The 12,548-nt window shown below is 34.7% G+C and carries 13 protein-coding genes; 5 read left to right on the forward strand and 8 right to left on the reverse strand.

The features are described 5' to 3' along the window. The first annotated feature begins 94 nt into the window (after positions 1 to 94). Positions 95 to 223: a protein YhfH gene (gene yhfH, locus ACYFX0_RS08610; RefSeq protein ID WP_000567010.1), complete on the forward strand. Its 129-nt coding sequence runs from the start codon at positions 95 to 97 to the stop codon at positions 221 to 223. 39 nt (positions 224 to 262) lie between these two features. Here the strand turns inward: yhfH and ACYFX0_RS08615 are convergent, their stop codons facing one another. After that, positions 263 to 1,279, reverse strand: coding sequence for a LacI family DNA-binding transcriptional regulator (locus ACYFX0_RS08615; RefSeq protein ID WP_106103658.1), 1,017 nt, complete (start codon positions 1,277 to 1,279; stop codon positions 263 to 265). 196 nt (positions 1,280 to 1,475) lie between these two features. Here ACYFX0_RS08615 and ACYFX0_RS08620 point away from each other — a divergent pair, with 196 nt between their 5' ends. Both ACYFX0_RS08620 and ACYFX0_RS08625 read left to right on the forward strand, forming a co-directional pair. Beyond that, on the forward strand, positions 1,476 to 2,417 hold the full coding sequence (locus tag ACYFX0_RS08620; protein WP_106103659.1) for a helix-turn-helix transcriptional regulator: 942 nt from the start codon (positions 1,476 to 1,478) through the stop codon (positions 2,415 to 2,417). Positions 2,418 to 2,509: 92 nt separating this feature from the next. Further along, positions 2,510 to 3,010, forward strand: coding sequence for a DinB family protein (locus tag ACYFX0_RS08625; RefSeq protein ID WP_106103660.1), 501 nt, complete (start codon positions 2,510 to 2,512; stop codon positions 3,008 to 3,010). 113 nt (positions 3,011 to 3,123) lie between these two features. Here the strand turns inward: ACYFX0_RS08625 and ACYFX0_RS08630 are convergent, their stop codons facing one another. From ACYFX0_RS08630 to ACYFX0_RS08640, 3 genes are all read right to left on the reverse strand, one after another. After that, positions 3,124 to 3,633 (reverse strand): GNAT family N-acetyltransferase, encoded by a 510-nt coding sequence (locus tag ACYFX0_RS08630; RefSeq protein ID WP_460270255.1) that lies wholly within the window; start codon positions 3,631 to 3,633, stop codon positions 3,124 to 3,126. Between the two features lie 71 nt (positions 3,634 to 3,704). Beyond that, positions 3,705 to 4,010, reverse strand: a complete 306-nt coding sequence (locus ACYFX0_RS08635; RefSeq protein WP_142313048.1) for a DUF2087 domain-containing protein — start codon at positions 4,008 to 4,010, stop codon at positions 3,705 to 3,707. A 35-nt stretch (positions 4,011 to 4,045) separates the two neighbouring features. Further along, positions 4,046 to 4,261: a hypothetical protein gene (locus tag ACYFX0_RS08640; RefSeq protein ID WP_106103662.1), complete on the reverse strand. Its 216-nt coding sequence runs from the start codon at positions 4,259 to 4,261 to the stop codon at positions 4,046 to 4,048. Between the two features lie 106 nt (positions 4,262 to 4,367). Between ACYFX0_RS08640 and ACYFX0_RS08645 the strand changes: the two genes are divergently transcribed. Further along, positions 4,368 to 4,799 carry a PH domain-containing protein gene (locus tag ACYFX0_RS08645; RefSeq protein WP_106103663.1) on the forward strand — a complete coding sequence of 144 codons (432 nt, stop codon included), beginning with the start codon at positions 4,368 to 4,370 and terminating at the stop codon, positions 4,797 to 4,799. Between the two features lie 25 nt (positions 4,800 to 4,824). Here the strand turns inward: ACYFX0_RS08645 and ACYFX0_RS08650 are convergent, their stop codons facing one another. The 4 genes from ACYFX0_RS08650 to ACYFX0_RS08665 form a co-directional block, all read right to left on the reverse strand. Continuing rightward, entirely contained in the window at positions 4,825 to 7,998 is a 3,174-nt protein-coding gene (locus ACYFX0_RS08650) for a YhgE/Pip family protein (RefSeq protein WP_460270258.1), read from the reverse strand. 216 nt (positions 7,999 to 8,214) lie between these two features. Further along, positions 8,215 to 8,787, reverse strand: a complete 573-nt coding sequence (locus ACYFX0_RS08655) for a TetR/AcrR family transcriptional regulator (protein ID WP_000963378.1) — start codon at positions 8,785 to 8,787, stop codon at positions 8,215 to 8,217. 273 nt (positions 8,788 to 9,060) lie between these two features. Continuing rightward, complete coding sequence (locus ACYFX0_RS08660) at positions 9,061 to 11,004, reverse strand: M56 family metallopeptidase (protein WP_460270259.1); 1,944 nt, start codon at positions 11,002 to 11,004, stop codon at positions 9,061 to 9,063. A gap of 2 nt (positions 11,005 to 11,006) precedes the next feature. Beyond that, positions 11,007 to 11,408 carry a BlaI/MecI/CopY family transcriptional regulator gene (locus ACYFX0_RS08665; protein ID WP_106103665.1) on the reverse strand — a complete coding sequence of 134 codons (402 nt, stop codon included), beginning with the start codon at positions 11,406 to 11,408 and terminating at the stop codon, positions 11,007 to 11,009. A gap of 228 nt (positions 11,409 to 11,636) precedes the next feature. Between ACYFX0_RS08665 and ACYFX0_RS08670 the strand changes: the two genes are divergently transcribed. Continuing rightward, positions 11,637 to 12,491, forward strand: coding sequence for a hypothetical protein (locus tag ACYFX0_RS08670; protein ID WP_106103666.1), 855 nt, complete (start codon positions 11,637 to 11,639; stop codon positions 12,489 to 12,491). Positions 12,492 to 12,548 lie beyond the last annotated feature (57 nt).

Here is a 12,548-nt window from a genome sequence, read left to right on the forward strand (position 1 = left end):
TTCATTAATTTTCAATTTTGTTATAAAACAGTTGTTGACTTTTGTTTTTTGTACTAATACAATGATAGTAAGAAATGGAAATGGAGGGATTGACATGATCGATCAACCAATGGAGTTTTTCAGAAATTTACCGACGAAAACTTGTGCGCACTGTGGGAAAGAAATTGATGAGCAGCACGAAGCATACCATAACAAATGTGATGACTGCGTTCACGAAGAATAGTAGTTTATGAACATAAAAAAACCTAGCAGACATAGTCTACTAGGCTAATAACATCGTATCCTTCTTCATCGTTGAACCTTTCACCAAGAGCTCCAGTTCAAACTCATACAATTCTTTTTGTCGATAATTTTTCGTATGGATTTTATCCATCATCAGGTCGACAACTTTTCGGGCCATCTCATCGATTGGCTGTTCAATTGTCGTAATACCTGGCTCTGTAATCTGTGATAATATTTGATTATCAAAACCGATAACAGCGAGATCATCTGGAATGCTCCAGTTATGGTGCTTCGCCTCTGAGATAATTCCAGCTGCAACCTCGTCGCCTCCTGCCAAAATCGCGGTAGGATTTTTTTTGTCCTTTAATACTTCATGGAATATTCTCTTTCCATCATCCCAAGAGAAAGCGTTTTCAAGAAAATCTATCGCTTCTACTTGGCGGCTCTTCTCAGTTATGGCACGTAAAAAGCCCATTTTTCGCTGCTGGCTAACTAATTTGGTTTCGTTACCACGGCAAAAAATAAGATTACGATATCCTTGTTCTAACACATGCTTAGCAGCTATGTATGCTCCTTGCGCATGATCAAACTTCACTGTTGGAACATTTGCTTCCTCAATATATTCATTACATAACACGATTGGACCGTGCTGTAAGTATGGCTCTACATCTTCCCACGGATTTTCTAGTGAACATAGAATAATCCCATCTACTTGTTTCGTAGATAATAATTGTAAATACTCCATCTCTTTTTCAGGTAAATATCTTGTTTGACAAATAATCAGTTTATATTTATGTTCAGAAGCTGCAATCTCGATTGCTTCAATAAATCTACTGAAAAAAGGATTTGTAATCCTTGGAACTAGCACCGCAATTGTTTCCGTTTTTTGTTTACGAAGCCTTCTCGCCGCAGAATTAGGAACAAAGCCTAAATGCTTCATTGCTAATTGAACCCTTTTTTTCTTCTCATCTGAAACATATGGATGATTATTAATCACCCTAGAAACCGTTGTCCTTGATAACCCCGCTAATTTCGCCACGTCCTCTATAGTCGACACGAAATTCTCCCCCTTTGCATGAAAACGTTTTCTTAAATTGATTATATAGTATATTATTGGAAACTGCAATATGGGTTGTTATGATTTTACTATATTAATATTATACATAGGGAAAAGTCTGTTAATGGGAGGGGAATTTATACTGCTTTTAGAAGTTTACAGTAGATATATTTATAAAAATAGAAGGTGATATTTCATGAATCGGACAGATCGTTTGTTAGCTATATTAATTGAATTACAAAGAAGACAAACTGTTACAGCACAAAGCTTAGCTGAAAAATTCGAAACAAGTATAAGAACTATTTATCGAGATATGGATGCACTTAATGAATCGGGTGTTCCTATTTTTTCAATGCCTGGCCACGGTTATTCATTAATGGATGGTTACTTCTTACCACCTCTTCAGCTTACACCTGAAGAGGCTGTTACTCTTTTACTAGGCGGTGATTATATCGAGAAAACTTTCACTTCTTCTTTTTCTGTACACGCACAATCAGCAAAAGAGAAACTTGAGGTTGTCCTCCCTACTGATCAACAAAAGAAAGTGGAAGAGTTACGAGGAACTTTCCGTTTCCTTTCTCCTATATTTTCGCATCAGCAATCTGAACAAGAAAAGCTAGAAAATCAACTTCTCCTATTGCAAGAATCTATCCAAAAAGAACAGGCTATCTCTTTTTCTTATCGTAAACCAAGAGAAACTACAAAAATAAAACGGACCGTTCACCCTTACGGCTTAGTCAATATTTCAGGAATTTGGTACGTCGTTTCCCATTGTTTACTTCGAAAACAAATACGTAATTTCCGCTTAGATCGAATGGAGGAATTACAGCGAGAACAAGAATTCTTTACAAAACCCGAAGACTTTTCTTTGCAAGAATATCAGCCTGAAAGCAACCGTACTGTGATGATTCATTTATTATTCCCAGCCCATATTGCACATAAAATTATTGAATCACGATACTTCTTTATAGAGTCATACGAGCATAGAGACAATGGTTTTCACATCTTTTTGAAATCAAGAAACATAGACGAAGTATTTCAATGGGTATTAAGCTGGGGAAGCCAAGTGCAAGTACTTGAACCAAACGTTCTATCTGAGAAAATCCGTGATGAAGCAAAGAAAATGTTAAAACTTTAATTGTTGCATTTCACTACTGACATAATGTTGTCAGCATTACCTCTTTATAGTAGGTAGTAACAAATACATTTTCATAAAAAGGAGTTAGTGATTTGAAGAAATTTGAAGAGTTAGCAACGTACTACATAGAGGAATTAGAAAAGTACTCTATAGAACAATTTAGGATGAAGCCTTCTAATGAGGAATGGTCCCTCGGTCAAATGTATAATCACTTAATTTCAGCTACACGCATGCAGTTAGATGCAATCGTGAAATGCAGAACTGAAGTGCCTTCTGTAGCTAACAAGAAAACAGATATGGGGGAAAAGGTATATATGATGGGAGCTTTCCCAGACATAAAAATCAAATTACCAGATCATCCTGGATATACGCCTGAAAACCCAGCTAATAAAGGAGACGTACAGAAACAGCTTCTAGAATTAATTACAATTGTTAAAGACATTGAGCCAACACTTTCTTCTATCCCTAGTGATTGTAAAGTCGAACACCCTGGGCTTGGTTACTTACATGCAGCAGAATGGTTCCAGCTTATTTCTATGCATTTTGCACATCACCTTCGCCAGAAAGAGCGACTGGAACTTAAGGTTCGCTAAGCACCTCCACTAAAAAGAGACTGCCAATATCGGCAGTCTTTTCACTACAATATGCACCGACTATACAATTACTCATAGAATCCCACTTTCTATCAATAGAAAACTCCTTTATTTCATTCAATGTAAAAACCCATTAATACATCATCTCCATATGATCCATCTTCATACTTTATTTGCTTTCTTTGTCTTCCTTCTTCTACAAACCCCATACGTTTGTATACTCTAATCGCCCTATCATTAATAGAAACTACGCCTAAGCAAATTTTCTCCAAACCTTTCTGCCCTCTAGCCCAACTAATAAGAAATTCAATTAGTTCTGTACCAATGCCTTGATTACAGTACGCCTCTTTAATTCCCATTCCCATTGTGCCTACATGTCGTAAGCGGTCTAATTCATATCGATTGAAAATTAAAAAGCCAACCACTTTTTTATCCACTTCATAAACTATGTAAAGATTACCTTTCTCATTACTTTTCCGTATCTTTTCTCTTTCTGCATTAATATCATTTGGTACATTATTTAGAGATACTATAAAAAACTTTGTAGTAGTTTCCGATAATATAATTTCTTTTCTAATATTCATAATGGATTCTGCATCAATCTCTTTTGCTAATCGTATCACTGAATCACCTCATACCTTTTTCTAAAAACTACAAAGAAGGATAGATAACGTGAGGATTCCCCTCTAATTCATTATTTTAACTCCTCCCACTTCGTCCAAACTTCTCTCCCATTTATATGGTACATATTATCCTCTCGCTCCATAAACCCGTGTACAATAAACTCACGTCTAATCGTACAAAAATCATCGTGATATTGTTTTATGAATGTATTAATTTCTTTTTCCGTATATTGATTTTCAGCATTTAATTTGCTAATTAAGTGCTCCAACAATACTAGTTTTTTCTTCTTTTGACCTGGAATCGATTTTAGGCGGTCCTCTTTATCGAAAAAGTTACGAATGGTTGTATCACGAAATTTCATTTCACTTTCAGTCATTTTGTTGTCCTCCATCGGTTTTTATGCAATAAAATTTATCGTTTGTCTTTACTATTTTTCTTCATTCTTTTACTTATAACATCCATAAGGTAATATCCGCTAATTAGCACATAGTAAACTGCAAGTATTCCTAATGCATCTTTCATATTTATATATTTTTCTTTATGAAACAAGATAGGTGAAAGGGCGTAAACAAGAAAGATGATTAGCGGATTTAGGATAAAATAGTAAGTAAGATTTCCTTTCATCATATCAGCTCCTATGTAATATACTTCTGTTCAAATGGTTGCAATTCCTGTCCTTTTATTTAGCCCTACATATGAAATATGGTAAAATTAAGGGAAAGGGGGGGTACAAATGACATTTCACTCTAAAATGGATACATTCTTCTTATCTATCATCAGTTTTGCTATTTTCACCACTGGCATTGTAACAATACTTCCTCTCATATTTGATGATGAAGCTACTACAACAGATGCATACATTCTCCTATCTATTTTCTTTCTATCTTCTGGCTTCCTATTATGGTGCTCCTTTTCAATTACATATAGATTCTATGAAGATTACTTATTCGTGAAAGGTGGTCCATTTCGGAGTAAGATTCCGTACGGTCATATAACGAAGATCTCTAAAACAGATAATATTTTAATTGGGTATCGTATTCTCTCTTCAAAAGATTGTTATGAAATCTTTTATACATCAGGAGCTTTAGGAAGTGTAAAAATCTCACCGAAAGATCCTGAAAAATTTATATCCGAACTCCAGAAAAGATGCCCTACATTAAAATAAAAAAGCACCAAAAAGGTGCTTTTTTCTATGCTTCAATCGATTGATTTTCCGCAATATTTCTAAATTGTCGTTTGTGCATCCAAGTTAAGGAGGCAATTGTTCCAAGTGATAATGTAACGATGAAAATCATGAGTATTCCTATGTTTTGCCACATGAAGTTAAAGTCTCCGCTTGATACGACTGCCTTCAACCCAGATACAGAGTATGTCATCGGTAACCAAGCATTAAATGGTTGTAAAAACTTCGGAATCAATTCTAGTGGGAATGTTCCAGCACTCGTTGTAAGCTGAATAATTAATGTGATGATGGCGATGAAACGCCCTGCATCACCAAATGCTGTTACTAAACATTGAATTAATGCGATAAACGCTAAACTTGTAACGATGCTAAAGAGTATGAAATACGGAATACTTTGTACTTCTACACCTAATCCGAATAGTAATATAATATCTGCCACAATAGCTTGAATAATACCAACTGATAGTAGTACGCCGAACTTACTAATAAACCAACTAAATCCTGATTTAGGAACACCAACTGTATCACGTAATGGATATACGATTGATAATAATAATGCTCCAACAAATAAACCGAGTGATAAGAAATACGGTGTAAATCCAGTTCCGTAGTTAGGAACTTCCGCCATTTTCTCCGTCTTCACTTTTACAGGACTTGCAAACATATCATACGTTTTATCCGTTCCTTTTACTTCACCAGTTTTCTCTGCCCCTTCGCCAAGTTTCTCAGCAAGTTCACCTGAACCATCGTTTACTTTTACAAGACCATCTGTTACTTTTCCAGATCCGTCTGCTAGTTTATTTACTCCGTCGATTAGCTGGGTTGAGCCAGTGGACATTTTATTTAGGCCACCATTTAGAGTACCTAAGCCCGTTGTTACTTGACTTGAGCCATCTGCTAATTGATTTACTCCACCCGACATTTGATTTGCTCCTACAGATACTGTGCCTAAACCGCCTGTTACTTGGCTTGAGCCATCCGCTAATTTCGTTACTCCTACTGATAATGTACCTAAACCACCTGTTACTCGGCTTGAGCCATCCGCTAATTTCGTTACTCCTACTGATAATGTACCTAAACCACCTGTTACTTGGCTTGAGCCATCTGCTAATTTGGATACTCCTACTGATAATGTATCTAAACCACCTGTTACTTGGCTTGAGCCATCTGTTAATTTGGATACTCCTACTGATAATGTATCTAAGCCACCTGTTACTTGGCTTGAGCCATCTGCTAATTGATTTATTCCACCTGCCATTTGATTTACGCTTTCAGATAATGTACCTAAACCGCCTGTTACTTGACCTGATCCATCTGCTAATTGATTTATTCCATCAATAAATTGGCCGGATTCGTTTTCAAATTTATTTGCGCCTTCTTTTGCTACATTTAAATTCCTTCCAAATCCTTGGAACTTTTCAACAAACCCCTTTTGTGCACTAGCTAATTCATCAATACCACTCGTTAAAGTTTGTAATCCTGCTGTATTCGGTAGTTTGTTTTGTGCATCACTTGTTCTTTGATCTATTTCGCCTTTTAATTGTTTTACTTCTTCATTTAATTTATTTGTTCCACCTGCTACTCCGGCAGCTTTTTGCTGAACTGTCGCTGTACTTTTTACAGCACTTGTTATGAATGGTTGTAACTGTTCTTGATATTCTTTCGGTAAACTCTCAATTTGCTTTTGTAAATTCACTACATCTTGCGCTGCATTTTTTGCATCTCCTGCTGTTGATTGCGTAAGTTCATTTAACTGATTTACATTCGCCCCAGCACCATCTATTTTCTCATTTACTGTATTCAATATAGAAGGGCCTTTCGACTGCATTTCCTCTAAAGCTGCAGCAGAACTTTTCACTTTACTATTTAAATCTTGCAAACCTTTTTCAATTTTTTGAGAAGCTTCCTCTAATTGGCTTTGTCCCCCAACCAGTTGTTCCATACCATTTGATAGATCCGTTGTTCCTGTTTTAAATTCACCAGATTTACTTACTAATTTGTTCAAGCCACCGGTCACTTTCTCAGATCCATCACGTAATTCGCCAATTCCTTTTTGCATTTCACCCGTTTTGCTATTTAACGTATTTAAACCGTCCGTTACTTTTCCTGATCCATCTACTAATTTTCCTACACCTGCTTTGCTATTTAGTGCATGTAAACCATCTGTTACTTTTCCTGATCCATCTACTAATTTTCCGATACCAGTATTGCTATTTAATACATGTAAACCATCTGTTACTTTTCCTGATCCATCTACTAATTTTCCTACACCTGCTTTGCTATTTAGTGCATGTAAACCATCTGTTACTTTTCCTGATCCATCTACTAATTTTCCGATACCAGTATTGCTATTTAATACATGTAAACCATCTGTTACTTTTCCTGACCCGTCTACTAATTTCCCGATACCTATCTGCACTTCGCCTGTTTTGCTATTTAACGTATTTAAACCGTTTGTTACTTTGCCGGAGCCATCTACTAATTTATTAGATCCATCCGCTAATTTCTGAACTCCATCTTTCATCTCTCCAGACTTCCCTTGAAGTGTATGAAGGCCATCCGTCACTTTACTTGAACCATCATGCAGCTCATGTGATCCGTCGTGTAGTTTATTTGCTCCTTCCGCCCCATCTGCTAATCCTTTTGAGACGTCTTGAATAGAATCAAACATTTTCTCTGCATATGTTTTCGTTAACGTACTTGATACTTCACCTTTAATTTTTTCAATTGCTGTTCCGCCAATTTGTGAAGATAAGAAGTTTAAGCTTTCGTTTGGAATATATTCTAAGTTTAATGGTTTTGGATTATCTTTTAATAACGTTGTAGCGTTACTTGAAAAGTCATCTGGAATGCGTACTAACATGTAATACTTTCTACCTTCCATTCCTTTTTTCGCTTCTTTTTCACTTACAAATTCCCATTTAAAACTTGTATTATCTTTTAAGTTGTCAACGAGCCCTTTTCCGACCTCAATTGGTTTCCCATCAAATACTGCACCTTTATCTAAATTGACTACCGCCACTGGCAAATCATCTAACTGTTTATACGGATCCCAAAAGGCCCATAAAAACATACCTGCATATAAAATTGGTACGAATAATACCGCGATAATTGGAATTAATATTTTTTTGCTTTTTATAATTTCAGTAAACTCTTTACGAAGCAACTGATTCCATTTCATCATTTCTCCCCCTTTTTTCAAATGACCGAATTGTTCATTTGGTCATTTTTACCCAAATAAAAAGGCTATACCTTTTCATACATATGCCTTATCCCCGAATGTATACTATGCAACTTTTATTCAATACGAAACTAATATTTCTATTTTCCCTCCTTAAATTAAATATATGACCACTTTGTTCATATGGTCATATTTTATAATAATAAAAGGATTATCTTAATTTGACAATCCTTTTAATAAATAAAGTTCGAATAATTCTGCTATTTTTTCTTTTTCTAGCGGTTCATGATTTTTTTCCCAATCAAAAATAAGCGATACGTATAAGCGAAGCATAATAAATGCTGTAATTTCTGGATCACATTTGCTAATTTCACCTTTTTCAATCGCAATCTTTAAATACGATTGAATGACAGAAACGATTTCCACATCTACTTGTTGCATCACTTCTTGTACTTCTTTCGTTCCCATATCACGCTCTTCTTGAATTAACTTAATCATGAGCTGATGTTCTTTTCTGAATTCTAATATGCTATATAATGCTCTATGTACATTTTCAAAAAATGAAACATCTGAACGAATTGCGTTTTCTGCAACTTGCTTCATCTCTGTAATTAAATTAGAAATAATTTCACCAAATAGCTCTTCTTTATTTTTGAAAAAAGTATAAATCGTTCCTTTTCCTACATTCGCTAATTTCGCTACTTGATCCATCGTTGTTGCTTTATAACCGAATGCTGAAAAAGACTTTGTTGCAGCTTCAATAATAGAACGTTTTCGATCTATCGCCACATCATCACCTCCAAAAATGACCAATTGGATAATATAGTCAATCAGTACATCTTTGATATTACCACACGCTTACATTGTATACAAGTTCTCTTTTTTATTATTTCCAGTATAAAAAAATCCCAGTCAAGTTATATCATACTGTCCATAGTGTATCAAAAAGTATACATGTATGGAAAGCTAGAATATATTCATAATAATTGTTGGCTAGATTCCACTAGAAATTTAATAAAATAGACAGTGTTCTTAAAATCAAAAGTTTAAGAACACTGCCTATTATTTTGACATAGAAAGTAAAATCTTCTCCATCTCTTTCTTAGTTAGCTCATCATCGATTATCTCTTCGTATATCTTTGTATCTCTTGTAAAAATATCATTCACTATGACAATTTGATACTCACTATTCTTACCTTGTGCTGGTACAAACATTTTGAGCCCTTTTAACTTACCCTCTCCATGAGAAGATTTATTATAGACCATTCCTTTCCCGTCTAAACTATAACTTTCTAGATTCTCTTCTCCAGGCATCATATAGTGTAGTGGATCCTTATTACCATTACCATCCATATACATCCTTGACTGGTAAATTGTAAAACCATATTTCCCTTTTGTATATTCTGATTTAATAACTAATTCTACATCTCTTCCAAAATATGAGTCAGCCCATTCTCTCTTTAATTCATAACCTTCAGGTATATAAGTTGGCTCCTTAATTTGATACGGTACATGTTCTTTTGCTTCTTCCATAGTATATGTTAAAGACTTCTCCAGCTTATCTTCAAGCGGTTTTAATGTCTTCTCAATAGTAGCTAGTCTTTCTTGATCAGCTTTCTTCAAGCGTTCAGGTTTATATTGCTTTGTATCTCCATCATAATTCTCAGGCACATTTTTCTTAACCATTGCTTTCTTATGAATTTCTTGCGCTTCCTTAAATAATTGAACATACTGCTCAAATTCTTCTTTCGTAAAATTCTTTTCTGCCAAATACAAAAAATCTGTATTCATTTTATATGACTTTATTGACATCCCCCATTCTCTACTTGCATTCTCCGGTGTACCTAATACTGTTTCTATTGCTTCTTCAAAAGCCGTTTTAGATTGCTTTTTTTCTACAACCTTTTCTTTCTGTCTTTCATCCCCCTCAGTTATCCTTGCATTTAATAAAAAACCGCCTGCTATAGCTGCTATAGCAATAACCCCAAGTAAAGACAGACGATACGATTTCTTTTGGAACTTTTTAATCATAACGATTCTCCTTTTTAGTGTTCGTTTATTTCTACTTAAACTTGCTAGGCTTGGTACTTGATAGGAATAATGTTCTAAAAGGGTAATAATTGTATGGCCGTATGCAATTTGCTCCTCTTTATCTATAAACGTAAGCGCATATGCATCACAGGCTAATTCTTGATCTTCTCGCATACAAAAATAGGCGTACCAAAGAATTGGATTGAACCAATTTAATAGGATTAAACTGTACATAATCCAATTTACAGCTACATCGCTTCTTTTAATATGAGCTAACTCATGGTAAAAGACATATTGTAATTGTTGCTCATTTAATACTTTCATATGTTTTTTTGATAGTAATACTTTCGGACGAAAGAAACTAAAAACAGTTGGGCTCGCAATCTTTCCTGCTAAACGTAATGAAACTGTCTTCTTCATTTTCATAGACTGCTTACAGCGATTAAACACTGTAGCGACCTGTTCATCCGTAATATCCGGTTGTTTCTTTATGTAAGAATATAAACGTCTATTTGTAATAAACGTTATGACTGCTAATACGATTACCCCAGCTAGCCAAACATATAGAGCAATTTTGTATAAAGACAATGTAGTCTGTTGTTCCGAACTCGCGTTTACTTCAGGTTCACGATTTTTTGTCACAGTTTCAGAATTTGATTCTAATTCCACTGTATGTTTCATCTCGTTGTTCACTGTATTCTCAGGTGAAGATGTATTTTTTTGAATAACTTCCGACACACTAGAATTATAAGAAAGTAATGAATAAATGCTATAAGAGCTATCTGGTGACCAAGGTAAAAGGAGTCTTATCATTAGTACGATCCACAGCATATATTGCCATCGGGGCGTTAATTTATTTCTAAATAGTACTTTTATACATAAAATAAATCCAACTAATATGCTAGCCATAAGTGACGTTTCTATAAGCCAATCAAAAAAATGAGGAAGGTATACATTTATAAGCGTGTCTATCATTGTTATCTATCCTTCCACTTGTTCTCCTCTGTCTTCTCATCTAAAATGCGTTTCAGTTCATTAATATCTTCTGAAGACAATTTTTCCTCTTTTAAGAAATTAACAAGTAATGGCTTAAACGCTGCGCCGCAAAAACGCTTTAGCAAAGATTTTGTTTCAACTTGCAAATAATTATCTTGTGATACTAACGGATAATAAGCATACATGCGCCCTTTATCTTGATGGTAAGAAACAGCTTCCTTTTGTACTAACCGATTAATTAATGTACGGATTGTTTTCGGTTTCCAATCCATTGCATCTTCTAGTTCTTCTATAATTTCATTCGCTGTTTGTGGAGAGTTAGACCAAAGTACTTTCATAATTTCTAATTCAGCTTCAGATATTTTAGGTAATTGATTTGTCATAAACATTTCACTCCTTCATATTACATTTGTAATCTACAATTAAGATTACAAATGTAATACTTAATTGTCAACCATATTTTAGAAAATAAAGTTTCAGTTAAACCTTACTTAACAACAACAAATTTCCCTTTTTTCAAATAATCAAATAAAAAAACAAGAAAATCTTTACATTTAATAGTAATATAGAAAATAGACAAGTTTATCAAAATAGTGGAGGCTTTTTCAGTCATGATGCGTGCGCTTCGTTTAAATATAAAGCAAGCTTTTTGTAGTCGTATTTCTTTAATTATTATGTTTAGTGGATTCGTTCTTATTTGTATTTATCACTATTACTATGTCATTCGTTATTTAGGAGACGCTGCGAGTGGGCCTATTTCAACAGATATAAAATGGATCGGATTTCGCGACAATGAAATGGATGTTTATTTATTATTAATGCCAGTTATTGCGAGTTTTCCCTTTAGTACAAGTTACAATTCGGATAAGTCAGATGGTTTTAAACCGTTTGTCAGTAAGGGGATTTCTTTATTTCCTTATTCAGTAATAAAATATATCGTTACGTTTTTTTGCGGAGGATTTCTTTATACATTTCCATTCATCTTATCGTTATTATTTTGCAAATTAACTATTCCAGACGGAGAACCTACGGCAGGTTCAGGCATCATAAATGATGACGGAATGTTTGCAAACCTATATTTCGATGCACCTCTCACTTACATTACTGTATATATCGGAATTAATTTTTTATTTGCAGGTTTAATGGCCCTTTTAGGACTTGCTGCATCTGTATGGTCACAAAAGGACTATATGGCAATTCTCTTTCCATTTGCAGTTGCCTCCATTCCGTACGTCCTGCTAAATACAATATTTCCTTCAATAGGCGGAGCACCTATTCATTTATATGATCCGAAACAACCATTGCAAGGCATGTCACCGTACATTTTAACGATGCAATGTGCTTTCTTCCTTCTCGTTAGCTTATTCATGTATATACAAGGAGTAAAGCGGGATAGAAAAAAATATAGAAGAAGATTGCAAAAAAGAGAACGGTGTAGAAAATCGTTTCAAGCAATTTCAGACTAAATAATTGAATGAATAAGAGCGTAATTCCCTAAGTTAGCTTAGAGGATTACGCTCTTA

Source organism: Bacillus sp. NEAU-Y102, from assembly GCF_054788175.1.